Annotated in this window: 23 protein-coding genes; 6 read left to right on the forward strand and 17 right to left on the reverse strand. The window is 29.7% G+C overall.

The features are described from left to right. Positions 1–41: 41 nt before the first annotated feature. A complete protein-coding gene (gene cysS / locus KFW21_02330) occupies positions 42–1,394 on the forward strand; it encodes a cysteine--tRNA ligase (GenBank protein MDK2818268.1) in 1,353 nt (450 codons plus the stop codon). Continuing rightward, on the forward strand, positions 1,394–2,218 hold the full coding sequence (locus tag KFW21_02335; protein ID MDK2818269.1) for an ABC transporter substrate-binding protein: 825 nt from the start codon (positions 1,394–1,396) through the stop codon (positions 2,216–2,218). The genes cysS and KFW21_02335 overlap by 1 nt, the downstream gene beginning before the upstream one ends. On the opposite strand, the gene KFW21_02340 is transcribed toward KFW21_02335, so the two are convergent. Further along, positions 2,215–2,853 (reverse strand): bifunctional 4-hydroxy-2-oxoglutarate aldolase/2-dehydro-3-deoxy-phosphogluconate aldolase, encoded by a 639-nt coding sequence (locus KFW21_02340; protein MDK2818270.1) that lies wholly within the window; start codon positions 2,851–2,853, stop codon positions 2,215–2,217. The genes KFW21_02335 and KFW21_02340 overlap by 4 nt on opposite strands. Before the next feature lie 123 nt (positions 2,854–2,976). Here KFW21_02340 and smpB point away from each other — a divergent pair, with 123 nt between their 5' ends. Further along, positions 2,977–3,420 carry an SsrA-binding protein SmpB gene (gene smpB / locus KFW21_02345; protein ID MDK2818271.1) on the forward strand — a complete coding sequence of 148 codons (444 nt, stop codon included), beginning with the start codon at positions 2,977–2,979 and terminating at the stop codon, positions 3,418–3,420. Positions 3,421–3,430: 10 nt separating this feature from the next. Here smpB and KFW21_02350 read toward each other — a convergent pair whose 3' ends face one another. From KFW21_02350 to ald, 14 genes are all read right to left on the reverse strand, one after another. Next, positions 3,431–4,198, reverse strand: coding sequence for a metal ABC transporter ATP-binding protein (locus KFW21_02350; protein MDK2818272.1), 768 nt, complete (start codon positions 4,196–4,198; stop codon positions 3,431–3,433). Between the two features lie 8 nt (positions 4,199–4,206). Continuing rightward, a complete protein-coding gene (locus tag KFW21_02355; protein ID MDK2818273.1) occupies positions 4,207–4,476 on the reverse strand; it encodes a DUF167 domain-containing protein in 270 nt (89 codons plus the stop codon). A 1-nt stretch (position 4,477) separates the two neighbouring features. Beyond that, complete coding sequence (locus KFW21_02360) at positions 4,478–4,798, reverse strand: YggT family protein (protein ID MDK2818274.1); 321 nt, start codon at positions 4,796–4,798, stop codon at positions 4,478–4,480. Between the two features lie 14 nt (positions 4,799–4,812). Beyond that, positions 4,813–5,460: a YggS family pyridoxal phosphate-dependent enzyme gene (locus tag KFW21_02365; protein ID MDK2818275.1), complete on the reverse strand. Its 648-nt coding sequence runs from the start codon at positions 5,458–5,460 to the stop codon at positions 4,813–4,815. Between the two features lie 9 nt (positions 5,461–5,469). After that, positions 5,470–6,831: an MATE family efflux transporter gene (locus tag KFW21_02370; GenBank protein ID MDK2818276.1), complete on the reverse strand. Its 1,362-nt coding sequence runs from the start codon at positions 6,829–6,831 to the stop codon at positions 5,470–5,472. A gap of 10 nt (positions 6,832–6,841) precedes the next feature. Beyond that, positions 6,842–8,203 (reverse strand): MATE family efflux transporter, encoded by a 1,362-nt coding sequence (locus KFW21_02375; protein ID MDK2818277.1) that lies wholly within the window; start codon positions 8,201–8,203, stop codon positions 6,842–6,844. A gap of 16 nt (positions 8,204–8,219) precedes the next feature. After that, the gene (locus tag KFW21_02380; GenBank protein ID MDK2818278.1) at positions 8,220–9,620 is read right to left on the reverse strand and encodes an MATE family efflux transporter; all 1,401 of its coding nucleotides are present in this window, start codon (positions 9,618–9,620) and stop codon (positions 8,220–8,222) included. A gap of 102 nt (positions 9,621–9,722) precedes the next feature. Beyond that, complete coding sequence (locus KFW21_02385; protein MDK2818279.1) at positions 9,723–10,496, reverse strand: hypothetical protein; 774 nt, start codon at positions 10,494–10,496, stop codon at positions 9,723–9,725. A 26-nt stretch (positions 10,497–10,522) separates the two neighbouring features. Continuing rightward, a complete protein-coding gene (locus tag KFW21_02390) occupies positions 10,523–12,190 on the reverse strand; it encodes a S1 RNA-binding domain-containing protein (protein ID MDK2818280.1) in 1,668 nt (555 codons plus the stop codon). Positions 12,191–12,281: 91 nt separating this feature from the next. Beyond that, on the reverse strand, positions 12,282–12,887 hold the full coding sequence (locus tag KFW21_02395; protein MDK2818281.1) for a hypothetical protein: 606 nt from the start codon (positions 12,885–12,887) through the stop codon (positions 12,282–12,284). Next, positions 12,884–15,124 (reverse strand): hypothetical protein, encoded by a 2,241-nt coding sequence (locus tag KFW21_02400; GenBank protein ID MDK2818282.1) that lies wholly within the window; start codon positions 15,122–15,124, stop codon positions 12,884–12,886. Before KFW21_02400 ends, KFW21_02395 begins: the two co-directional genes overlap by 4 nt. A 236-nt stretch (positions 15,125–15,360) precedes the next feature. After that, a complete protein-coding gene (locus KFW21_02405) occupies positions 15,361–16,563 on the reverse strand; it encodes a pyridoxal phosphate-dependent aminotransferase (protein ID MDK2818283.1) in 1,203 nt (400 codons plus the stop codon). 115 nt (positions 16,564–16,678) lie between these two features. Further along, the gene (locus KFW21_02410) at positions 16,679–17,965 is read right to left on the reverse strand and encodes a dicarboxylate/amino acid:cation symporter (GenBank protein ID MDK2818284.1); all 1,287 of its coding nucleotides are present in this window, start codon (positions 17,963–17,965) and stop codon (positions 16,679–16,681) included. A gap of 235 nt (positions 17,966–18,200) precedes the next feature. Continuing rightward, positions 18,201–19,307 (reverse strand): alanine dehydrogenase, encoded by a 1,107-nt coding sequence (gene ald / locus KFW21_02415; GenBank protein MDK2818285.1) that lies wholly within the window; start codon positions 19,305–19,307, stop codon positions 18,201–18,203. A 178-nt stretch (positions 19,308–19,485) separates the two neighbouring features. Here ald and KFW21_02420 point away from each other — a divergent pair, with 178 nt between their 5' ends. After that, on the forward strand, positions 19,486–21,207 hold the full coding sequence (locus KFW21_02420) for a BatD family protein (GenBank protein ID MDK2818286.1): 1,722 nt from the start codon (positions 19,486–19,488) through the stop codon (positions 21,205–21,207). A gap of 78 nt (positions 21,208–21,285) precedes the next feature. Here the strand turns inward: KFW21_02420 and KFW21_02425 are convergent, their stop codons facing one another. Then, positions 21,286–22,023 (reverse strand): polyprenol monophosphomannose synthase, encoded by a 738-nt coding sequence (locus tag KFW21_02425; protein MDK2818287.1) that lies wholly within the window; start codon positions 22,021–22,023, stop codon positions 21,286–21,288. Between the two features lie 192 nt (positions 22,024–22,215). Here KFW21_02425 and KFW21_02430 point away from each other — a divergent pair, with 192 nt between their 5' ends. Continuing rightward, entirely contained in the window at positions 22,216–24,084 is a 1,869-nt protein-coding gene (locus KFW21_02430; protein MDK2818288.1) for a hypothetical protein, read from the forward strand. 25 nt (positions 24,085–24,109) lie between these two features. Next, a complete protein-coding gene (locus KFW21_02435; GenBank protein MDK2818289.1) occupies positions 24,110–25,261 on the forward strand; it encodes a 1-deoxy-D-xylulose-5-phosphate reductoisomerase in 1,152 nt (383 codons plus the stop codon). On the opposite strand, the gene KFW21_02440 is transcribed toward KFW21_02435, so the two are convergent. Further along, complete coding sequence (locus tag KFW21_02440; protein ID MDK2818290.1) at positions 25,262–26,128, reverse strand: bifunctional methylenetetrahydrofolate dehydrogenase/methenyltetrahydrofolate cyclohydrolase; 867 nt, start codon at positions 26,126–26,128, stop codon at positions 25,262–25,264. Positions 26,129–26,194 lie beyond the last annotated feature (66 nt).

Raw genomic sequence — 26,194 nt, forward strand, 5'->3', positions numbered from 1 at the left:
AATCTCTTATAATATATAAGATAAAAATAAAAGAGGGTGTAATGAGATTTTATAATTCCTTATCTAAAAAAATAGAAATATTCCCTAAACAAGAATCCGTAAATATTTATTCTTGTGGGCCTACTGTCTATGATTTTGTACATATAGGAAATTTACGCACTTTTTTATTCGAGGATTTATTAATTCGCACCCTTAAAGATAATGCTTATAACATTGTTCATACACGAAACATTACAGATATAGACGACAAAACAATTAAACATGCTCAAGAACAAAATATATCTCTCTCAGAATTCACTAATAAATACACAGAAGAATTTTTAACAGATCTAAAAAATTTGAATTTTGATCAAAGCTCTACCACTTATTTAAAAGCTACAGACTATATTCAGCCTATGATAAACATGATTCAAAAATTAATAGATAATAACTACGCTTATGAAACAGAAGACGGTGTTTATTTCAAAACATCTTCATTTAATCATTATGGAGATTTTGCAGGATTAAACTTAGAAAATATTCAACAAGGTGCTTCTGGACATAATTCTGATTTTACTAAAGAAGATTTTGGTGATTTTGTATTATGGAAAAAATATAAAAAAAGTGATGGATGTGTATATTGGGAAAGTGCATGGGGCAAAGGAAGACCAGGGTGGCATACAGAATGTGCAGCAATGGTACAACATCAATATCCTAAGGGATTGGATATTCATACTGGTGGTGTCGATCTTTTGTTTCCTCATCATACTAATGAAAAGGCTCATTGTGAATGCCTTTCTTCTAAATCTATGTCTAAATTTTGGTTACATGCCACTCATTTATTAGTTGATAATCAAAAAATGAGTAAAAGTCTCGGCAATTTTTATACTGTTCGTGATTTGATTGAAAAAGGATTTGATTATAAAACAATTCGTTTTTATCTTCAAACTGAAGCCCATTACAGATCCTCGTTGAATTTCACTCTTGAAGGATTAAAAGGTGCTGATTCTGCACTCAAAAGAATTAATAATTTTATTTGTGAAATTATTGAAAAACCTAGTACTGCCACCAATAATCAATTAAAAGAAAAATTTGACTCTCATCTACATGATGACTTGAATATCCCAAGAGCAATGGGAGAAATCTTTACTACTATTAATAATTTTTATCATGGAATTACTATAGATACAGAAAGTACTCTTCAAGATCTAAAAAAAATCAATCAAATTTTAGAAGTTTTTAGTTTTCCACAAGAAACAATTTTGAATAATATTACCCAAAAATTATATGATCTTCGTATAATTGCTAGAAAAGAAAAAAATTGGAGTGAATCAGATAGACTTCGTGATGAATTATTACTCCATGGTATAGAAATAAGAGATAACAAAGATAGTGTAAGCATAAGGAAAATATAATGCGATCTATTTTTTTACTATTCGTTTTGGGAATTGGAATTATCCTATCTTTATTTATTAAGATCCCCTCTTCAAAATCCTCATCTATTAAAAAAATAATTTCTCTTTCCCCATCACATACTCAAACATTAGATTATTTAAATCTAGGCAATAAAATTATAGCTATTTCTAGTTTTGATACAGATCTTTATTATCAAGATAGAATAAAGATTGCTGGTGGGATATATTTTGATGAAGAAAAATTATTAGAACTTTCGCCAGATTTAATAATTATTGGTGATATTCAAAAAAACAATACAAGTGTAGCATTTTTAGAATCTAAAGGAATAAAAACTCTCACTCTCAAAACAAGTTCTTTTCAAGATATTTATCAATCTATTTTGGATTTACAAGAATTATTTCCACAAATAATTTCTGATACTATCGTATCTAATTATTTGCAAGAATGGCAATATATTCAAAACACTCTTATTAGTAATACTCGTTCAGCCTTGATTGTACTTTCTATAGATCCTGTTTATTCTATTTCTACAAATAATTATCTTAATGAATTATATGCTTATAGTGGTTGGAATAATGTTGTTAAAACAACAGTGCCTTATCCGATTTTTGATGAAGAACAGTTAAGATCTTTATCACCGGTGGATGATCTTATTATTTCTTCTTTTTTAACTAATGAGCTAGCAAGTATTAGTAATATCCAAAAACAAATTAATGCAAAAAATATTGTGATTATTTCCAATACTTCTATTAATTTGCCTTCTCCTTATCTTTTGAGTATAATAAAAGAGCTTCGTCTCATACAAAGCTCTTTAGTTAATTAATTATGTTGAACTCTACTACGAAAATTCCTTATTGAATTACCTATCATTTGATAATTTTCTTCGAGAAGATCTATTTTAGAAAACAAAGCACCTTTAAGAGCAACAGCTTTTGCACCAAAGCGTAAAAACTCTAATGCAGAAGAAATAGTTAATCCACCTGTAAGAATAAAATTAGCATCTGGCAAATATTCTAAAATAGAAACAATAGATTTATAATGCAATTGTGATGCAGGAAATATTTGTACCAGATCAGATTGTGTTTTATGAGCATCATAAATTTCTGTAGGAGTAAATCCTGAAATAATTGCTGGTACATTATATTTTGAAGCTACAACAGGAAGATCTTTTGCAAGCACAGAACTTACTACAAATTGCGCACCTTTTTTGATAGCTATCTCGGCATCTTCTGATGAATAGAAAAAACCTGCACCTATCTTCATCTCTGGATATTTTTTGGTTAATTCACCAATCACATCAGCTTGTTGAAGTTGCTGAGGATTTTTAAAATTCACTTGTAAAATAGGAACAGATTGTTCTAACATGGTTTCCAACAATGCTTCAGCATTTATTATTGATTCAAAATCAACAATAGGAAGAAATTTTAACGCTAAAATACGCTCTATTGACACATCCATAAAAACCCCATATAATATATATACATATATTATTACTTAAAAAGAATAATATTTCAAGAGATAATAGGTAGAAAAATGAAAAAAAAAATAATTATACCCACTAAAATTGCTCCTAAGATTATTATGATAGCAAATAATAAAAAAGCTAATCATGAATATGAAGTTTTAGAAAAATTTGAATCTGGGATTGAGCTTCGTGGAACAGAAATAAAATCTCTGAGAGAAGGTCGAGTAAATCTAAAAGAAGCCTATATTTTAGTGCGTGGTGGTACTGCCAAAATTATCGGTATGAATATTAGCACTTATGATTTTGGAAATATTTTTAATCATATTCCCAAAAGAGAGCGACAATTACTTTTACACAAAAAAGAAATTGTAAAGTTAGAGCAACGCTCTACACAAGAAGGATTAACGATCATTCCTCTTTCTATCTATATCAAAGGTCGTTTAGCAAAATTATCTATTGCTTTATGTAAAGGGAAAAAACTTTACGATAAAAGAGCTGCATTACAAGCAAAAGATACAAATAGAGAAATACAACGGACTCTCAAAGCTAATCGTTTGTAACAAAATATTATTATATAATTTTATCAATACATGTTTTACAATTTGGATCATTTGGTATAATTTTAATATGAGCTCCAAAAATTTGATGAATTAATTCTTCTGATATTTCTGAAGGGTGTCCTAAATATTTCATTTCATTCATCAAAATCCCTACTTTATCTGATGCGGATACAATAGAGCTAATATCATGAGAAATAATCATAATTCCTACATTTTCTTGTTTTAATTCTGATAATATTTTATATATTTGATTTATTGAAGAGATATCTAAGGCACTTGTAGGTTCATCTAAAAAGAGTAATTTCGGTTTATGAGCAATCGCTAATGCCAAGAGAACTCTCTGCCTTTGACCACCAGATAATGTCACAAAAAGTTCATTTTTTTTATCTAATAATTTCACTCTATTAAGTGCGTTCTCAATAATTTCTATTTCTGTATTTGTCAATCTAAATCCGATTTTTGACGATAGAAAAATTTGTGCAACAACATCATAAACAGTAAGTGGAAGTAATAAATTGACATTGTGATGTTGCGGAAGGTAGGCTATATCACCTTTGAATTGCTGTATTGCTTTTTTTGGAGTTAATCCATTAATTAAGATAGAACCCTTTTGAATAGATTTTATCCCTAAAATAGATTTCAAAAGAGTAGTTTTGCCTGATCCATTAGGTCCAATAATTGCAAGCATTTCTCCTTGACATAAAGATAAAGAGACATTTTTAATTACAATATTTTTGCCATAAGATATATCAAGATTATTAACCTCTAATGTAAACATTACTACCTCTATTTAATAAGATTCATTAATAACTCTTGCCCCTTTTCACAATCAATTTGTAGAAAAATAAATTTCTTTTTCTTGGATTTATCTCCAGAAATTAATTGAATAGATGTTTTAGGGCAAGAAAAACTTTTAGCAAGGATATCTATTATTTTTTTATTAGCCTCTCCATCAACAGGTGGAGAGGTGATTTTTAATTTCAAACCCGAACTTTCTTGTACAAATTTATTACATGAAGATCTTGGAACTATTGTTAATTCTAAAATAAAAGACATTTTATCCTAACATACTGATTACCAAACGAAGTACTAGAGTATGTGTCAGCTTAATCATTGTTTCTACAACCATCAAAAATATATACATATAAAAAGGTGAAAAATCCATAATACCAAAACGAATGGGAGGTAGTACTCTTAGTAATCCATAATAGACAGGATTAATTAAATTATCTACAAAGCGTAAAATAATTATTGACCTATTAACAGGTAACCAAGAGGATAAAATCCAAATGAAAAAAACTACATTATAAATCACAACTATAAATAATGAAAATTCAAATATTAAATTTATTATTCTTATACTTTGTTCTATGAGCATATAACTCTCCTAAATTATTGAAATAAAACAGAACCCAATCTAATTATATCAGTTCCTTCTTGAATTGCCCATTCAAAATCGTTACTCATACCCATAGACAACTTCAAAGATATTAATTCTGGATATTTTAATATCATACAATCTCTTAAAGATACTAAATCTACAAAAGATTTTCTAACAATATGTTCATCCAAACTTAATGCACCTATGGTCATTAAACCCTCAAAACAAATATTAGGATTTTGTAATAATAATTCTACCATACAACATAGTTCTTTTTCAGAACGAATTCCATGTTTACTATCTTCTAAAGATGTATTATATTGTAAAAAAACTTTTTTAGTTAAGCCTTGTGATGTTATTTTGTTAATTACACTAGTTAATTGATCTAATGATTCTATACTTTGTATAACATCAAAAAGTTTTAAAGCTTTATTTTCTTTATTACTCTGTAATGATCCTATCAAATGTTTTTCAACTATTCTATCGCCTAATACTTCAAATTTAACACAAGCCTCTTGTACTCTATTTTCGCCTATCATTGTTATCCCTTTATCTAACAAAGGAATGATATCTGACACAGTTCTATTTTTTGTAACAGCAAGAATTTCAATCTGTTTAGAGGTGATTTTATCAATACGCTCTAAAATAGAATCTAACATAAAAAACCTCTAATAAGAATTTTCTAAATCTATTTGTTTTTTATGTAAGGCTTTTAATTCTTTAATTAACATAATAGTAGATAAAATACCAATGATCAAATAAGAACTAGGAAAAGCCCAATATATACCATTTAATCCCCAAAACATATTAAAGACAATAAAACCAAACATCACGGTAATAGGATATGATAAAGAGAGCCAAAAAGATTCTTTTGCATGTCCCATTGCTTGTAATGCTTCGGCAATACAGATGAATACCCCCCACCCTATATAAGTATAAGATTGAGGTCTTGCTATTTCTCTACAGATTCTTATAATATCAGGATCTGTTGTGAATATAGCAAACACACTTGCTGGTGAATACCACAAGAAAAGACCAGTTAATAGAGAAATCAACATCCCCAAACCAAAAGTCATCAAAATAATTTTCTGTACTCTTTTGTATAATTTGGCTCCATAATTTATCCCTATTAGAGGTTGAGATCCTATGCCTAAAGAGATATTAATCATAGACATTAACATAATCAGCCTATTAAAAATACCAAACGCAGACAGATATTCATCTCCATAAGGTTTTAAAATAACATTCGCTACTGAAAAAACTCCCACAAACAAAATCAATCTCAATCCTGTGGGTGTACCAACTTGTACAACCTCTTTAAGTAGTGGCATACTAATATCTGATTTATTATCTAATAAAAGATTTGTGTCGTATAACTTTTTGATTCTTGTAAGAGCAATAACGAACACAACCCCTTGCCCTACCACTGTTGCTAATGCAGCACCTGCAACACCCCATCCAAAATATATAATAAAAACAGCATCCAAAATAATATTTAAAACAGCACCTATCATATTGAGATAAGTAGCACTTAAAGCTTTCCCTTTAGCACGAAATGCACCCAAAAGCATATTATTAATAGGAAGAATAAATCCTGTCCATAAAATAATACTACCATAATCACGAGCATAAGGTAAGGAATCCGTAGAAGCCCCAATCAATATTAGAAAACTATCTAAATTCATCAAAATTGAGAAACTAATAATATTAGAAACAACGAACAATCCCCAAAAGCTATGAATCAAAGTTTTTTTTGCTCTTTCTGGATTTTGTGATCCTAAAGCTCGAGAAATTATAGAAGCGTTTCCTACTGAAAATAAGACTCCTATAGAAATATACATTAATTGTATTACATTAATAACAGATAAGGCTGCTAAAGCCTTACTACCAATATATTGACCTACAAATACCGAATCCACAGTATTGTAAAAACTATCTACCAATCCTGAAATAACAGCAGGTAATGCTAAAAGAAATAATAATTTTATAATATTTTTATCTTCTTTTATTTTGTTGATTTGCTCTGGCATTTTTTATCCTTTAATAATTTCTAACACAGTTCATTTTCGTTATATTTTTTTCTATTTTTTGATACACATTTTTTGTTATTATTACAGCAAGAATAAAATTCACAATATCAGTAACTGGCATAACAAACCAGATACCTTTTAATCCCAAATATAAAGGTAATATATAATATAATAAAGTGCTAAAGAGAGGACGAAAAAATGCTAAAAATAATGCTTCTCTCATATAACCAACAGATTGAATGAATCCTGATAAAAGCATATACACTCCAAATAAAAAGAAAAATGATCCCGTATAAGCTGAGGCTTCTTTAGATAAATTCATAATATCTTCATTTGTAGTAAACATCTTAAAAAAAGTTATAGGTATATAGATAAATCCCATAGTCCCGAAAACACCAAGAACGAGCATTACACAAGATCCTGTAAATAATATTTTATACAATCTATCAATACGATTTGCACCATAATTAAAAGAAATAATAGGCTGTGCACCAAAATTACACCCCTGTATAGGCATAAAAACAAGAGCTACCAATTTATTAATAATTCCATAAGAAGCCAAGGCTACAATCCCATAAGCTTGTAAAGCTTTGTTCGCTACCAAACTCGCTATCACTATCATACCCAAACGCAAGCCTGAGGGTGCTCCTATACTCATAATTTGTAAAAAAATTACGCTATCAAAAACAATCACATCGCGAAAATATGCCAATAATTTGAATTCTTTAATAATATAATAAATAGCAAACACTAATGCTACACATTGAGCTATTATTGTAGCTATCGCAGCTCCCGCAACACCCCATCCAAAATACACAATAAATATAATATCTAAAATAATATTAAGTATTGCCCCTATAAGAGCTAAAATCATTGTTATTGATGCTAGTCCTTTGGCTCTTAATACTCCTGAAAAAACACCATTCAAAGGAATTAAAAAACCAAATAAAATAATAATTCGTGAATAAGTAATTGTATCATCTAAGATTTGTTCTGTAGCACCCATATATAATAATATTTGATCCAAAAAAGATATCATAACAATAGACAAGGAAAAAGTGCAAATTAATATTATCAATGTTCCTGTAAAAATAATTTGATTGATTTTTTTGTATTTTTTTGCCCCTAAAGATTGGGAAATCAATGTGCCTGTACCCACACTAATCCAAGCTGCAAAGGCAATAAATGCTAATTGTATCGTGTTACTAATCGATAATGCTGCTAAAGCTTCTTTCCCTACAAAACGCCCAACAAATATTGAATCAACAATATTATAAAGCGCTGAGATCAATCCACTTATCATTGTTGGAATTGATAACTTTAACAATAAAGGTAAGATCTCATCTGTATCCAATACTTCTTTTGTTGACAACTTATTCCTTCTTCATTTAATAAATAGCTAATTTTTTTAAATTATCTTCTCTTTTTTTTAACATTTTTAATTCTCTAATAATAATAACAAGCGTAATCATTGTGGAAACAGTATCTGTTACTGGAAAAGTATACCAAACCCCTTGTATTCCAAAAAAATGTGGTAATATATTTATAAAAAATACCATCAAAACTGGTCTTATTACTGATAAAAACAATGCCTCTTTTGGATGCCCCATGGCTAATAAAGCTCCTGTAGAAAATATTTGTATTCCATATAAGAAAAAAGTAGATCCTATAGTGCGAGAGGCTTCCTGTGTGAAAGTAATTATATCTATAGAACTAGTAAATAATAAAAAAAAATTTTCTGGTGCCCATACTAATAATATTGATGGAATAATTCCCATTATTGTTGCTAAGGTAATACTCGTAACAATAATTTTATTCACTTTAGCAAATTTGTTTGCTCCATAACTGTAGCCTATCAACGCTTGAGTACCTAAATTAGATCCAAAAATAGGCTGATATGCTAAATGTAAAATTCTATTAATCACACCAAAAGATGCTACTGCTGCTGCACCATAATTAGACAAAATTTTATTAGCAGATAATCCCATAAGAGCAAAAGTAAATACTCTTAAAAAATTAGCAACTCCTATACTATAAATTTCAAACACCATAGCTTTGGAAATTCTTTTTATATAGTGAAACTCAAAGTGAAGATGATATTTTTCTGAAACTTTTGTTATTAACAACAGTAAAATTATTGTTTGTGATAAAATGGTTGCCCAAGCAGCTCCTGATACTCCCCATTCAAAAGAAATGATAAATAATGTATCCAAAACTATATTTAACACAGCGCCTAATAATGCTAAATACATAATGACTTTGACTTCACCTTTAGCACGCAATGCACTACCCAAAACATTATTAACAGGAATTAAAAAACCAAACCATAAAATAATTTGACTATATTCTCTTGAATATTGTAACACATCTTCGGAAGATCCCATAAATATTAAGATGGCATCTAAATTAACAAGCATTATCAACGACAATAAAGCGACAGAGATAAATGCTAAAAAAACACCATTAACAATAGTTTCATTCACTTTTTTATAATTTTTTGCACCCAAAGCTCGAGATATTATAGATGAAATACCAACAGCATACAAACTAGCAAGTGCAAGCAAAGTAATCTGTATAGTATTATTAATTGCTAAAGCAGCCAATGCTTTTTCACCGATAAATTGTCCTACAAAAACAGAATCTATCATATTATAAAGGGCATCAGAAAAACCTGTAATCATCATAGGAAAAGAAATCGCTAAGATAGATGTTGTAATATTATCGCTATCTAAGAGAGCGTTATTAGTTTGGAGAGAAGAGTTTTTTTTCTGATCATTAACTTTTGACATAAAACCTCACTATTAATATTACACAATATATAAAAAAGCAAGAACACATGAGCCTCTTGCTTTTTTTTGTTAATATTTCTAAATTTACTAATATAAAAAACACTACTCTTGTACAGAAATCTCACTATTAGTTACCTCTGTAGTGTTAGATTTATACTGAGAAAGCAAATAAGCTTTTCCCATTGCAAAAGAAAGCCATACAGATTCAGGGTATTCTATTTCAATTTTTTTATAATATTCTATTGCTTTATCTGTATTATTCAAAACATCATGACTTCTTGCTATAGAAATAATGATATAATCACGTAAATATTTTTTTTTATCTAATTTCAATGCTTTTTCATAATGTTTTAAAGCAGACGAGAAATCTATAGTTTTTTCAGCTTCAATCCCATCTATCATTGAAATAATAGCACCCCAAAAATTTGAATGTTTTTTTCTTACAGTATCTAAATAATCATTTGCTTCAAAGGTAGTAATCAGAGTTTGATCATCTAACAAAATATTAAGATTAGACAATGTTGTAACAGTTTTTATAAGAATAGCAGATTTTGCCGCTGAAACAGTACTTGTATATTCTGATACCAAAACATCCAAATCAACTAATACTTCATTATATAATTTTTTCACTGGTAGAATGTTAGCATGACCTGGTAAATATCTTTGATTCGGTTGTGATTGCAGATCATTAACAACAGTATAAAGTTTTTGCCAAGCATCATCAAACAATATACTAGCTTCTTTTTCTCGATCTATTTTTAATTGATACATATAACCTGCACTAAATGATACAAGAACTATAGCTCCCATAACGATGAGTACTATAATTCTATTGTTTATTAGTATTGTTAATAATTTCTCTAATTTTGAACTCATTACTTTCTCCAATATTATTAATAATATTATTTTTTCTTTAACAGATCAGTAAACATAGCTCCTAATGTTGGAGTTTCCTGAACATGTGAACTCATAATAGTATTTAACGCTTTTTGTTCTTCAGCTTTAGTAAGCTCTCTAATACTTAATTCGATTTTTTGTTGTTGTGTATTAACTCTACGAACAGCAGCTTGAACAAGATCCCCAACTTTACAAACATCTTTAACATCTTTAACCATTTCTGTTGATAATTGAGAGATATGAATAAAAGCAACCAGGTGATTGCCTAGATCTACTTCAACACCCTCTTTTAAAAGAGTGATTATTGTTCCTGAAACAATAGAACCAATTTTATGTGTGTCTGCAAAATCTTGTAAAGGATTATTTGATAATTGCTTTATCCCTAAACGAAGCTTTTCTTTCGACGCTTCAATATTTAAAACAAGAGCAGTAATACTGTCACCTTTTTTAAATTTTTCATTTAAATTAATATCATCTGTAGTCCACTCTATATCTTCTTTTCTAATTAAACCTTGAATCCCATCGTTGAAAGCTACAAAAATACCAAAATCTGTAATAGATGTAATAATACCTTCATGGGTAGTTTTAAGAGCGTATTTTAGATCAGCACTAGACCATGGATTTTCCAGTAAATCTCTTAATGATACAGAAATCCTGTGCCTATCATTATCCATCTCTTTGATTTTGACTTCTACTCTATCTCCAATATTTAACAAATGTTTAGGATCAGAAACTCTATTAAGCCAGCTCATCTCACTAATAGGAAGAAGAATTTCCACGCCATTATCATCTTCTAGTATTGTTAAACCTCTAACAAAACGAATAACTTTTGTAGTGATATTATCACCTACTTTTCTAGCATTAAAGAAAATAATCATTGGATTTTCGATTGCATTTTTACGAGATACTTTGATAGATTTTTTTACTGTATCAATAGTATCAATAATAACATCAAACTGATCTCCAACTTTTAATACATCATTAAGATTTTTAATGTATTTCCAATCAAATTGAGTGACATGTAAAAACATAGTAATACCTTCTGCAGATACTAATGCAAAGGCATCAGACACAGAAATTACTTTTACTAAAAGTTTGTCACCTTCTTTATGATTTACAATGAAAGTATCAAAATTTTCTTTTTGTAATTGATCTCTAATAATTCTTTCTGAAACAACTAATCTATCATTTTCAAATTTAATTACAACAACATCAACCATTTGACCAAGCAATGCACTTTCGTCTTTCGGTACTCTTATTTGAGAAAAAGGTAAAAAAGCTTCTACCCCATCAATTGATGCAATATAACCTATATTTTTTGATTCTTTATTCGATATTATTTTTATAATTTTTGCTGATACAGAAACTTTATCTTCCATAGATTTTTGTAAATTTTCTAATGCCCTAGCATAAAGCGCTCTCTTCTGAGATACTTGAGGAATCCCATCTTTCATACCTGTATAAACAAATTCAATTTCATCACCAACAGTAACGGTATTAACCATTTCACTACTTGGTAAAATCATCTCTGATTTACCACCTGTAGTTATAAAAAAACCTTTGTCTTCTTGTGATATTACTTTTCCTTTTTGTACTTCACCTTGTTGATTATGATTTTTTAAACTATCTTCCCCATCCATCGCTTGTAAAAACATATCATCATATGTACCCATATGTAACTCCACCATTCTATTTAATAATCTAATTATCTAATTATTATCTCTAATTTTCTACAAAATAGCAAGTAAATTCATGAAAAACATCTTATTTTAATTGAATATTTTCAATTCCAAAGCTTAATGTTTGTCGTGTTTTCTCATAGGATACGCCTTTCATTAGGATTGGAACATAATAATTTTGTATTTTTTTCCATTTTATAGTTAAAGTGAAAATTTTTTTTTCTTGTTCAAAATATTGAATATGATCGATTAATCCCAAATTCCCTTCTGAAAAAATATATTTAATAGGTATATCACCCTTATTGTATGTCAATTGAAAAGTGTTTGCCTTAACATGCTTAATCAAAAATCTTTTTTGCAATCTTGTATAACTAGTATTAGATAATAAAGGTAATAACATTGTATTAATATAAATAGTATAAGAAGCTAAAATATTTTTATAAAAAGATTCTGTATCTTGTATTGTTAAATTAACTCCAGTAACATTATCATAATTCACTTTGACTACATAAGTACCTTTTATTTTGTCTTTTAATAAGTATGCTGCACTCTTTTTATCCATATCTGCTACAAAAGATTTTACCGCTATCGAACCAGTATGACTCTCTCTTAATTTATTAAATAATACTCTATCAGCTTCTAAAGCGTATATTGTATTTGTTACAAGTAATAAAAAAAATAATCTTATCATAATAAAAACACCCTTCTAAAAAATTGAGCAATACTAGACTCCTGTCCCCACTCTAATACCCTATCTATAAAATCTTCTTTTTGTTCAGTATTTACTTCTTGAGCAAGTGAAGTTGTTGACGCAGTAGTCGACAAACCTTCTGGTGGCACATTAGTAATTCTCAATCGCATCAAACCATCTGATCCATAAGATGCTAAAACTTCCCTTCGTCGTGCCGTACCTATATGGTATGCTATTCCTGTTTTGTTATATATTTCTGCTTCTATCGTCAAACTTTGATCTTTATTAAATCGCACTGCGATAACTCCATTAGAACCATCAGCAACCCAAAGAATATCTTCATAAGGAAAAACAGAAAATGATTCTCCTACCAAAGCCAATCGAGCTACTTGTTCTCCAATTTGTCTATTATTCTTTTTTCTATATAATGTTAATCCATCTAATTTGTCTGTAACTGCATAATACTTTTTACCTTTTCTTTCATAAGGAACAACCATTGTCACTTCAGAAAAATCTTTTTTTAATGTAGATATAATTTTTCCAGTGATTTTATCAACAATAAAAAAACCTTCTACTCCAGCGGCAATATAAAGTGTTTTGGAATCTGCAACCATATTTCTAATAGAAGGTAAAATAATATTTGTTTGTTTGATAGATACAGATGTAGTGATTTGATATCTTGGAAGTCTTCTTAATAACTCAGCTATAATAGATGGATCTAAATTATTAACAATAGAATAATAATCACCTTGTTGCCACAATTCATATAATTCTTTAATATTAATACCTGAATTTTCAAACAGAGGAATTAATTGAATTGAAGACCCTACTTGTTCAAACAACACAGAAAACAAATGTTGAATTTCTTCTCCACTTAGTGTTAATATTTTGTTTTTTAACTCTTCATTTTCTACAATAAAAAACTTTCTACCCAACGCATCTACTGTTTTTTGGATTTCAAGCCCAGCATCTCCGATAATAGACCTATTTTTAAAAGGATCAAAATTTGTATCATGAACCAAGCTAGTATCAATATTACCTGCCAAATTTATATTTGATAATTGAGATTCTTCAAACAATGTTTCTGTTTTTTGAACTAATTCTGGAACTTGAAGACCTGCTAAATTATCTGTAATATTATTTTTATTTTTTACTATTTGTTGTAATCCAGAAAGTGATAATATATTTTGAACATCGTTATTTGCCAAAGGAATATTATTAGCATTAGAAGGATTATTTAAGAATTTTTCTGTTTTTGCTACCATATCTGGAGTAATATTAGATTGTAATGTTTGTAATGCATTTCCATCTAGAGTATTTCCAGACTTTTCTAAAAATTCGGGCACAACTCCTGACAAAACACTGCTATTTAATAAACTATTAAAAGATTGAGGATTTGAAACTAACTGATTTATAACATCTTTTCCTACTATTCCTGAAGCAATATCAAGAATATTAGAAACGACAGGTTGATTGGTAATCGATAATATTTGTTGTATTTGATTTTTTTGATCTGTAGTTAAGAAAGGGATATCTTCAACCATCGAAGAGAAAAGTTTCGGATTATCTAATGCTAATTGAACCAAATTTTCAATATTAGTGATTTGACCAATATTAGTGATATTGCGTAATCCAGGAGCATCTAATGATAAAAAATTCTGAACAGGCCCTTCAATATCTGATAAAGAAATATAATCTACTAAAGAAGCTATATTTGGAAAATCACTATAGCTATTGGATATAAAAGAAATATCATAAGATACAACTCCTACATTCTCACTTGCCGCTAGAATATTAAATACTCCTTTAGGATTGTAGGTAGTAACAGTATTTTTAATTCTTATTCCCGATTCTACTTTCAAAGAACCTAGTGGTTTGGTCGCTGTAGGAGTCAGATCAGCAACCCCTATTCCCCCTCCAGACAAAGTATCATACGCAAAAATCAAATTGGTAGCAGTGGCTGTTTGAATAATTTCTACGGTACGAATGTACACTTGTTCTAATGCCTCTGAATAAAGATTTGTTAGTGAAAGAGACAATACTGGCGACATAACATCATCCACAATTCTATAAACTAATATTCCACCAGATCCAGCAGCAGAATAAATAAGATCTTCAAACTGTACTAAAGCTCGAACATCTTCAAACGCTGGAGACGGTGATGTAGAAATCGTAACTAGCGGGTATGCTATCGTATTATCATATTGCAACTGTCCACAAGACATAAAAAAGAACATTGTTGAGTAAAAAAAAATCAAGTTATAACAATACTTAATAATCTACCTCATTTATACCTAGATAATAATCATAATATAAATAGTATAAAAAGAAATCACAAAAATATCAATATACAACAAACTAGCAAATGATGTTCTCTATTTCAAATTTGTTTTTATAAATATTTGATTTAAAACAAAAATACCCTTCTTAGTTTAAAAGAAGAGTATTTTTGTGAAATGACAATTATTATTATTTATTTATTTAATTTTTTGTAAGCTTTTAGACCTTCTTTCAAAATATTCATAGCACGGATTAAAACATCTCTTTCCAAAGCATAACAAATACGAATTTCATTACGCCCTTCACCTCTAGTTGAATAGAAACCTTCTGCAGGAGCAACCATTATCGTCTCTCCATTGAGATCAAATTCACTCAATAACCAAGAAGCAAAGTTTTCTGCATTATCAACAGGCAAACCTACTAAACAATAAAAAGCTCCTTCAGGCTTGCGTGCAAATACACCTTCAATTTTGTGTAATTCTTCAAAAAGAGTATCTCTACGAAGACTATATTCTTCTCGAATAGGGATGAAAAAATCAGCAGATAATGTGTACAAAGCTCTTGCTCCTACCATTTCTAGTGTTGGGGCAGCCAAACGAGCTTGGCATTGTCTATAAACTGCACTTATTAATTCTTTGTTTTTACTGACTACACAACCAATTCGAGCCCCACAAGCAGAAAATCTTTTTGAGATAGAATCAATAATCACTACACGCTGAGCAATTTCTGGATATTCACCAAAACTTATTGCCTTGATATCGCCATAAGCAAATTCCCTATATACTTCATCTGAAATAATAGTGATATCATATTTTTCTGCCAAAGTAATAAGTCTCTCTGTCTCTTCTCTTGTATAAACAGTTCCTGTAGGATTACTTGGACTAGAGAACATAATAGCTTTAACTTTTGAGGTAATGCATTTTTCCATCTCTTCTAAAGAAGGAAGGTGAAAACCATCTACTGCTTTGGTAGGAATAGATCGAACTACTATATTAAGCATTGAAAAAAAGCTTTGATAATTCGCATAAAATGGTTCGGGCACAAGAATCTCATCACCTTCATCAAATAAAGCTGTTAAAACAAATTGAAATGCTTCACTGCCCCCATTGACTATCATCACTTCATCAACAGTATAATCAATATGATAATCTGCAAAATATTGTACTATCTCTTGTCTGAGCTCTATCAATCCAGCAGAATGAGCATAAGAAAGTATTTTTTCATTTTTAGTATATTCCACAATCGCATCATAAAAAATAGGTGGTGTATTGATATCTGGTTGACCAATATTCAAATGGATAATCTTTGTTCCTTTTTGTTTTGCTATCTCTGCAAAAGGCAATAATTTGCGAACAGGAGAAGTCTTTAAATTGTTAATACGGTTTGATAATTGCATATAGAATCCTTGTTAATTTTATAATATTTTTATCACTCAATGCGTAAATAAGAAACGCTTATATCAATTTCTATAATTTGAGTTATAAGATCTATGATCGTATCAAATTTATGAGTTAACTCCATTTAGTTTCGTCTAGTTCGTTCTCGGATTTGGTAATAATAGTAGTACATACCATATCACCACCAACATTCAAGCTAGTTCGCCCCATATCCAAAATAGTATCAATACCCAAAATCATTGCATAAGCAGTTGCAATAGCAGATCCTTCTGTGAATTTAAATCCTATTGTTTCAAATACTAACAAAAGCATAATTGCTCCAGCTCCAGGAATCCCCGCCGTACCAATAGCTGCAAGACTAGCAGTAATCACAGTAGTAATTTGTTGCTCTATAGTAAGAGGCGTATTTGTTGCATACCCTACAAACATAGCACAAATACCAAGATAAATCGCTGTACCATTCATATTGATAGTCGCCCCAAGAGGTAAAGTAAAAGAAGATATAGCCCTAGGTACTCCTAAATTTTCCATGCTATTCATAGAAACAGGCAAAGTCCCACTAGAAGAACGAGTAACAAATGCTGTAATAAAAGCTTGAGTAGTTTTTTTGAAAAATACAAAAACATTAAGTTTGCTCATAGCCAACATTCCACCGAATACAAGAAATAGTTGAACAATATAAGTAATATAACAAATAACTATAACGAATAATAAAGGGCCTAATACTTTAGCACCATGAATAGCAAAAACTATAGAAATAAGAGCAAAAACACCTATAGGTGCATATTGCATTACTCCACCAACTATTACATAAATAGCCTCCACAGCTCCTTCAAGAACTTCGAGAAGTGCCTGTGCTCCTTTTACTTTTTTTTCTTTTAAAATAGCTATAGAAATACCAAAAAGAAAAGAAAAGAAAATAATAGGTAAAATATCACCTTTAACTAATGACTCAATAGGATTTGTGGGAATAATATTAAGAAATACTTGCACCATAGATTGAGGTGGCTTTACAGTGATTACTGTTGCAATATCAGATACTAAATTCATTCCTAAACCAGGCTTGAAAATATTAGCAGATAATAATCCCAGAAAAACAGCTGCAGCATTGGTAACAAAATAAAAAATTAGAATTTTGATTCCTACACTTCCTAATTTGGAAGGAGCTAAACTTGCTGCACCTACAATCAATGACAAACTCACAACAGGGATAACTATCATTTTTAATAATCGAATTAACACATCACCCAGAGGGTTTACTATACTGATATATGATTCCGTATCTACCTCTAAAACAATGAGAAGAACACCAACTATAGAACCCAAAACAATAGCAATAGTGATTTTTAATAAGAGATTAATACTCAAATACCAATTTAAGAACGATTTTTTAGCATTCATTTTTTTATCTCCTTTGTAGAATGAGCATAAGAAAGTATTTTTCCTTTTTAGTATATTTTACCATTGCATCATAAAAAATAAGTGGCGTATTACCATACGGTTGACTAATATTTAAATGGATAATCTTTGTTCTTTTTTGTTTTGCTATCTCTGCAAAAAGCAATGATTTACGAACAGGAGATATTTTTAAATTGTTAATACGGTTTAATAATTATATATATAATCCTTTTTAATTTTATAATACTGTTAACGCTTTAGTGTAAGGTATATTTAAAGCTTCTGCAACACCTTTAAAAGTACAATATCCCAGATAGGTATTAAGACCCTCTAGAATAGCACTATTTGTTCGACAAGCTTCTTCCACGCCCATACCAGCAATTTGTAAGCCATAAATCAGCGTAGCATTAGTTAGTGCTAAAGTTGAGGTACGAGCCACAGCTCCAGGCATATTAGCTACACAATAATGAACAACACCATCAACAATATAAACAGGATCGCTATGCGTAGTGGCTTTGGATGTTTCAAAACATCCTCCTTGATCTATCGCCACATCTACTAATATCGCTCCTTTTTTCATCAAGGATAAATCATTTTTACTAATTAATTTTGGTGCTTTTGCTCCAGGAATAAGAACAGCTCCTATGATCACATCTGCAATAGGAAGAATACTTTCTATACTTCCTCTATTACTTTGTAATGTTTTGATACGCATATTAAAAATCTGATCAATATAGGAAAGTCTTTCGTTACTAATATCTAAAATAGTAACATCAGCCCCTATACCCACAGCTATTTGAGCAGCATTAATTCCAACAACGCCACCACCTATAATCACAACATTTGCTTTTGGAGTACCTGGAACACCACCAAGAAGAAGTCCTAATCCACCATAAGTTTTTTCTATATATTTAGCACCTTCTTGAACAGACAAACGACCTGCAATGGCACTCATAGGAGCCAAACAAGGTAGTTGTCGATTTTCAGAAATTGTTTCATAAGCAATAGAACATATTTTTTTGTTCAAGAGCATTTCTGTAAGGGTTTTATCCGCTGCTAGATGCAAGTATGTATAAAGAATAGTATTATTTCGAAAATAATGATACTCTTCTGCTATTGGTTCTTTGACTTTAATAATCATTTCTGATTTTTCAAAAAGAGTTTTTTTGTCTGTAACAATAGCTCCAGCTAATTCATAATCAGCATCTGTAAAGCCAATCCCTTCTCCTGCATTTGACTCTACATAAATAGTATGCCCTTTCATAACATAAGCTTTAATGTTTGGAGGTGTAAGACCTACCCTATATTCATGGGTTTTTATTTCTTTTGGACACCCTATAATCATAATTAATCTCCTAAGATATATTTACTATATTATTGCATATACTATCATTAAGTCAATATGATTTTCATAATGTATATAAAATAAAAATATCTTTTATCCTTTTTCTACGAATAGTTGCAAAAAATACTATTTTATAAGATACTATGATATCTTTTTATAAATCACTTAGGAGAACATTATGCACTATATTATTTCTCTCTTTATTATCTTTTTTCAAATAACTCTTTTTGCTACAGATCCTGTAATTCGTATTAGCGTAAATCCTCCTGCTATAGGAACTAATGAAGTTGCTGAAATCAGAATTGATGTTTATAATGAATCTTTATCAGAAATACCAAGTCCTTCTACTAATTCTCAGAAATTCAATATATCATACAAAGGAATGTCATCTCAGCGTCAATTAATAAATATCAATGGTAATATACAGGTAAAAAATATTTATGCTTATATTTATCAATTCACACCTAACTCAACAGGAAAAATAAATATTCCAACTTTTATTATTACCACTAAAAAAGGCAAACAGATCTATAGTGAATCCAGTTCTATCACTGTAGAAAATACAGATAGATTGCAAGCACCGAATCCAAAGCGTGGTGGAAATCCATTTAGTATGTTTGTAGAAGGGCCTACAGAGGCTTTTTTGCAGTTAGATGTTACAAGAAATAAACTTTATCAAAATACAGGACTAATTGCTGATCTTTATCTCTTTTCTGATGATACTGATTTTTTAAATCAAAGAAAAAGAGCTCAGCAAGCCTATCCTCCAAGATTTGATGGAGGATTAGTACATTCTATTACTATTCCTGAACAAACTGAGATTATCACGAGAACATTTGGTACTAGTGTTTTGTATGGTAAGCTTATTACTAAATACATTATTTTTCCATTAGAAAAAGGAAAACTAAATTTTTATCCCCCAGCATTCTATATCCAAAGTGGAATACGCAATTTTAATATTGTAGGCGATCCCATAGAAATCGAATCTATCCCTATTACTAAGAATCTTACTTATATTGGTGATGAATTAACTCTCTCTGTCAACCTTTCCCAAAACAAAATGAACGCTACCGAGGAACAAATATTAACTTTCAGTATTGAAGGCGATGGAAATGTGGATTTTTTTGTCGATCCATTCAAAAATTTATTATTAACTAATTTGTTTATTTCATCACCAACAAGCACCTTAGAATTAGGTATTGAAGATTCTAATAATTCCAATAATATCTATATGAAAAAAGTGTTTACTTATACTATTATACCAAAGCAAGAAGGCTCATATACTATTCCATCAGTAACACTTAATTATGCTGATAACTCTGGAAATTTTACAAGCTCCAAAACAGAGGCTTTTACTTTACAAGTATCTGCTAATAATTCTCAACAAAATACCACTACAAAAAAAATGACTTTGTTACCAGAAATATCACAAACATTCTTTTATAATTCTGGTATTCAATATATAATAGGATCTCTTATTATAGGTTTGTTGATTATGTTTGTATCAGTTTTACAAGCAATAAAAATCAACAAACTTTCTACAGATATCAATTATGCTCGTGCTAGTGGAGCACAAAAGCGTCTTCAACAAATTATGGCTCATAGTGAAAAAGCAATAAAAGATAATCAATACAAAGAAGCTGCTCGCCTTATTAGACAAAGTGTTTTATATTTTTGTGCTGATAAATTTAGTATTAGTAACTCATCATCTCCTCAAGATATTCTTGATTACCTTGAAAAAAATAATATTGAATTTGCTTTTCAAACAGGGTTTTTACAATTACTTAACATTTTAGATTTCCATGCTTTTGCAACAACTCCTTCAGATAATCAAATAAAAAATTATCTATCCGAAGCTTATACTATTTTGAATGAAATCAACAAAATAAAAATCAAATAATCATCTTTGACAACAATCAAAAAAGACTAATAAATTTAGTAGTCTTTTTTATATTTAATACTATAAAAATTGTATTTTTTATTTTTTTATTGGTAATAAAGCAAATATTTTTCTTACCCTGATTAGAGGACAACCCCAGATAGCTTCATAGATAATACTACCTTGTAATTTGGTCTCACCAATAGTTCTATCCACAAAAACAATAGGTGCTTCTTGAATATTAAAACCCGCATAATAAGCTGACGATTTCATTTCAATTTGAAACATATATCCTTTAGCATGAATATGGTCTAAATCAATCTTTTCAAGCACTTCTTTGGTATAAGCATTATAACCACCAGTAAGATCCGTATAAGGCACTCCTGTGGTAATTTTAGCATAAAAATTAGCACAGATACTCAAAAACAATCTCTTTACATCCCAATCCAAAATTCTCACCCCATCAACATAACGAGAGCCTAGTACGACTTGTGCTCCTGTAATAATTTTATTAATAAAATGTTTCAAGTCTTTAGGATCGTGTGATAGATCAGCGTCCATTTGTATGACAAAATCATAACCTAATTCTAAGGCTTTTTTAAACCCAGCAATGTAAGCTCTTCCTAATCCATCTTTTATTTGTCTATCAAGAAGAAAAATTCTTGTATCAAATTCATTGAGAGATCTTACTAATTCTGCTGTACCATCTGGAGAATTATCATCTACTACCAATACATCAAGATCATAATTATTAATAATCTGGGGAATAATTCGTTCTATATTACCTACTTCATTGTATGTAGGAATGATTACAAGACCTTTCATGTTACTCTCCATCAAATATAAGTGTAATAATATTAGTATTATACTTATATTTCTTATTAATTTCAACTATATAATATTTTGATATAGTTGAAATTAATAAGATTCTGAATTATACTTAAATTATAAAATAATATTTTTATTTTTAATAAAAATTATAATCTTAAGGAAACATCTATGAAGCACTTTTTCTTCCTATTTTTATTTATGGGATTACTCACATCTTCGTTTGGTACAACAACATCTTTCATCACTGATAACAAATTTAACAATCTATGGTTATGGCAATTATCTAACACAACAGTTACACAAGAGAAAGGTATTTCTTTATCCAAAGAAACCACTAAAAATTTTCAAACATCTCAACTATTATGGACAGGAGTATATATTAATAACTCTTTTTATCTCGGTACTGCTGAAGAATCCAAAATACTAAAAATAGATCGTGATTTCAAAGAAACAGAAATTTTTTCCTCCTCTAATCATTCTATCATCAGTTCTATTGTTGCTGAAAATGATGGGATTCTCTTTGCTGCATCACCAGAAAGCACCTTATATCATCTAAATAAAAATTATAGTATTGTTTCTAACACTAGCTTGTCTAATAGTTATGTTTGGGATATTGTACCGAATCCAAAAGGTGGATATTATATTTTGACAGGACTTAGTGCTACCGTATATGAATATAACAATTTCACATTAAGTAATCCTATCATAATAGATGTAGAAGAGCATCTTCTACAAGGATTATATGTTAATGATACCTTATGGGTACTTGGTGAAAAAGCACTCTACAAAAAACAAAATGATCGCTTTATTGCGATAGCTCTTTTTGAGGGAACTGCCTCTGGATTTACTTATACTAATAATAATTTTTATATTATTCATAGTGTAACTCAAGAAGAAAATCCTGCTACAGGTCAACCAGAACAAATTATTAGTAAATTAACTTCTATTTCTTTGTCTGGAGCAATAGAAACATTGTATGAACTAAATGGTTTTTATTTCACTTCTGTAGGCATTTTTAATAATAATATTGTTATAGGTGCTGATCAATTTGGATTGTATATTATGTATGATATTATTACTAAAAAAAGTTATTATTCTGGACTAGGAGAAGGTAAAATTTTAGAACTATTTAATGTTAATAATTCTCTTATGTTATTATCGAGTGATACTTCTGCCTTATGGACGATGAAAAATACTATATCTTCTACGGGGTCTTTCACCTCAGAAGTTTATGATGCTGGTAACATCGCATCATGGGGGAATTTCTTTACTAAAGTTTCAACGCCACCAAATACAAGTATTCAGTTTTTTGTTCAAAGTGGAGTTACTACCAATCCAAAATATTGGGAAGATTGGAAAGAAATCTCAGCAAACCAAAAAATAACAACACCTATGGCACAATATATTCGTTACAAAGCTATTCTCAAATCTGATGGAATCAAAATGCCTTATGTAGAAGAGGTCAAATTTCCTTACACTCAATTAAATCTCAAGCCTTCTATTAATAATATTGATATAGAATTAACCGAGCAAAATATTATCATAAATTGGTCAGCAAGCGATCCTAATGATGATACCCTAGAGTACGATATTTATCTTGCTGAAGATGGTCTACCTAAAATTAAAATAAATCAAAAAAAAATAACTAGTACTAATTTTACTTTTGCTAAAAATTCTTATCCTACTGGATATAAAAAAATCACTCTCATTGTAAGTGATAGACCATCTAATAGTGATAAAACTGCTCTTACTAGTGATTATACTTCAATTCCAATAATGTTTGATAGTGAAGCCCCTATCATTAGTAATATTAATCTCAAAAAATCAACTAAATCTGTAGAAGTTAGTTTTTCTGTAAGTGATACCCATAGTATTATTAAAGAAACTAGTTATATTATTAATGGATCAACAACAATAAAACTAGTACCTATAGATGGGATATTTGATTCAAAAAAAGAATCTTTTCTTTTTAATATTCCATTAGATACAGCTTTATTTTTACAAATTAGTACTCAAGACGATTCTAATAACAATACTACTAAAGGCGTGACACTCCTCCCTAATTAATTATAAATATATAAAGAGATAAAACATGGAAAACATTATTTTACTTGGCGCGACAGGATCTGTAGGGTTTTCTGTACTTGATATTATACGCACTTATCCTGACAAATTTACTTTATATGGATTTACAGCTTGGTCTAATATTGATAAAACAGTGGCTCTTATTAAAGAGTTTTCTCCAAAATATGTTGTTCTTAAACAAAAACATGATAGCCTACCTCTTTTGTTTCCTCATATAGAATTCATGTATGGGGAAGAGGGCTTAAAAAACATCTGTCAAATATCTGAAGCTCCAACAATAGTATCAGCATTACTAGGAATGAATGGATTTATTCCTGCTTTCGAAGCATTAAATCAAGGTAAAAAATTAATTATCGCCAACAAAGAAGCACTCGTTGCTGGTGGTAAATTTTTAACACAAGCTGCTAACAAATATGGGGGATTGATTATTCCTCTTGATAGCGAACATCTTGCTCTCTTTGATCTTATTCGTGGTAAACAAAAAAAAGAGATAAAAGAACTTGTTTTGACAGCTTCTGGAGGACCATTTTTACATCGTAATATTGATGCAAGTATTACGAAAAAAGAAGTTCTCAATCATCCTACTTGGATTATGGGTGCTAGTATTACCGTTGGTAGTGCTCTCATGATTAATAAAGGGCTTGAAGTCATCGAAGCAATGCGTTTATTTGATCTTCCAGAAAATCAAATACGCGTATTAATACATCCTCAATCACTTGTCCATGGTGCTATCAATACCAAAGGTGGGCATTGGCATTTGCTTGCTTCTCCAGCTGACATGCGTTATCCAGCATTACATGCTCTTTTCTATCCCGAAACACCCCATGATACACCTTTCGGTGAATATGATCCTACACTAAAAGCTCTAGAATTCTTTGAGCCTGATTATAATAAATTCCCTTTATTATCTTTGGCTAGACAAGTTGCTCGAGAAGATGGATTGTTACCAACGGTACTTTGTGCTGTTATGGAAGTGGTCATTGAACAGTTTTTAAATGATAATATTGCATTTCATAAGATTCCTGATATTTTTCAAGAAATTATTCAAGAATATCCAAATAATAAAAATCCAGAAATAGAAGAAATTTTAATTGCAGATAAAAAAGCAAAAATTCTTGCTTTGGAACGCATTACTTATAAAGGAAACGACCTAAGATAATTATCTTAGGTCGTTATTATTTTTAGAATGATATTTATTATATAAAAAATAGAGATTATACAACAATGCCGATATCGTCATAGGTCCAACCCCTTTGGGAACTGGAGTAATAGCAAAAGATTTTTTCTTTACATTTTCAAAATCTACATCTCCAACTAAAATAGAATGTTTACCGTGTTGAATTCTATTCATTCCAACATCCATAACCACAGCCCCTTGTTTAACCATATCTTCAGTGATAAGATTTATTTTACCTGCTGCTACAACAATCAAATCTGCTGTCAAACATAATTCTTTAAGATTATTAGTTTTTTTGTGAGCAATAGTAATAGTAGCATTTTTTTGTAATAATAACATTGCTGTTGGCTTTCCTACAATATTACTAGCTCCTACGATAACTGCATTTTTCGATTCTAAATTCCATTGTTCTTTGATCGAATCCAAAAGCATTAATATTCCAGTTGATGTTGCAGGTGCAAAATCAGAAACGCCAGCATATAAATTACCAATATTAAAAGGATGAAAACAATCTACATCTTTTTGAGGTTTTATAGCTGCTAAAATATGATAACTATCAAGATGAGATGGCAAAGGTAATTGTACCAAAATACCATGTATCGAAGAATCTTCATTCAATTCTTCTATCTTTTTCAACAACTCTTGTTTCGTTATATCTTTTGACAAAAATAAAGGAATAGGAATAATACCTACATTATGACACGCTTTAATTTTGGCATTTATATAGATATGAGATGCTTGATCGTCACCAACTAGTATCGTTGCTAGAGAAATTTTGGGATATCGTGTTAAAATTTGTTTGAGTTCTTCATTTTTTTGTTGCGATAATAAGTAGCCATTTAATACAATAGAATCATTCAATAATAAGCTCCTAAAATAAATTTATTTAATATTATAAGTATAATAATGTTATAT

The sequence above is a fragment of the Spirochaetota bacterium genome, assembly GCA_030154445.1.
GTDB lineage: Bacteria > Spirochaetota > Brevinematia > Brevinematales > Brevinemataceae > Brevinema_A.

Excerpts from the sequence above, each read along its gene's own strand:
- KFW21_02370 (MDK2818276.1), bottom strand. The coding sequence starts at position 6,831 with ATGCCAGAGCAAATCAACAAAATAAAAGAAGATAAAAATATTATAAAA.
- KFW21_02365 (MDK2818275.1), bottom strand. The coding sequence starts at position 5,460 with ATGTTAGATTCTATTTTAGAGCGTATTGATAAAATCACCTCTAAACAG.
- KFW21_02340 (MDK2818270.1), bottom strand. The coding sequence starts at position 2,853 with ATGGATGTGTCAATAGAGCGTATTTTAGCGTTAAAATTTCTTCCTATT.
- KFW21_02425 (MDK2818287.1), bottom strand. The coding sequence starts at position 22,023 with ATGGAGAGTAACATGAAAGGTCTTGTAATCATTCCTACATACAATGAA.
- smpB (MDK2818271.1), top strand. The coding sequence starts at position 2,977 with ATGATAGCAAATAATAAAAAAGCTAATCATGAATATGAAGTTTTAGAA.
- cysS (MDK2818268.1), top strand. The coding sequence starts at position 42 with ATGAGATTTTATAATTCCTTATCTAAAAAAATAGAAATATTCCCTAAA.
- KFW21_02435 (MDK2818289.1), top strand. The coding sequence starts at position 24,110 with ATGGAAAACATTATTTTACTTGGCGCGACAGGATCTGTAGGGTTTTCT.
- KFW21_02360 (MDK2818274.1), bottom strand. The coding sequence starts at position 4,798 with ATGCTCATAGAACAAAGTATAAGAATAATAAATTTAATATTTGAATTT.
- KFW21_02420 (MDK2818286.1), top strand. The coding sequence starts at position 19,486 with ATGCACTATATTATTTCTCTCTTTATTATCTTTTTTCAAATAACTCTT.
- KFW21_02410 (MDK2818284.1), bottom strand. The coding sequence starts at position 17,965 with ATGAATGCTAAAAAATCGTTCTTAAATTGGTATTTGAGTATTAATCTC.
- KFW21_02390 (MDK2818280.1), bottom strand. The coding sequence starts at position 12,190 with ATGGGTACATATGATGATATGTTTTTACAAGCGATGGATGGGGAAGAT.
- KFW21_02385 (MDK2818279.1), bottom strand. The coding sequence starts at position 10,496 with ATGAGTTCAAAATTAGAGAAATTATTAACAATACTAATAAACAATAGA.
- KFW21_02355 (MDK2818273.1), bottom strand. The coding sequence starts at position 4,476 with ATGTCTTTTATTTTAGAATTAACAATAGTTCCAAGATCTTCATGTAAT.
- KFW21_02380 (MDK2818278.1), bottom strand. The coding sequence starts at position 9,620 with ATGTCAAAAGTTAATGATCAGAAAAAAAACTCTTCTCTCCAAACTAAT.
- KFW21_02395 (MDK2818281.1), bottom strand. The coding sequence starts at position 12,887 with ATGATAAGATTATTTTTTTTATTACTTGTAACAAATACAATATACGCT.
- ald (MDK2818285.1), bottom strand. The coding sequence starts at position 19,307 with ATGATTATAGGGTGTCCAAAAGAAATAAAAACCCATGAATATAGGGTA.
- KFW21_02400 (MDK2818282.1), bottom strand. The coding sequence starts at position 15,124 with ATGTTCTTTTTTATGTCTTGTGGACAGTTGCAATATGATAATACGATA.
- KFW21_02405 (MDK2818283.1), bottom strand. The coding sequence starts at position 16,563 with ATGCAATTATCAAACCGTATTAACAATTTAAAGACTTCTCCTGTTCGC.
- KFW21_02430 (MDK2818288.1), top strand. The coding sequence starts at position 22,216 with ATGGGATTACTCACATCTTCGTTTGGTACAACAACATCTTTCATCACT.
- KFW21_02350 (MDK2818272.1), bottom strand. The coding sequence starts at position 4,198 with ATGTTTACATTAGAGGTTAATAATCTTGATATATCTTATGGCAAAAAT.
- KFW21_02335 (MDK2818269.1), top strand. The coding sequence starts at position 1,394 with ATGCGATCTATTTTTTTACTATTCGTTTTGGGAATTGGAATTATCCTA.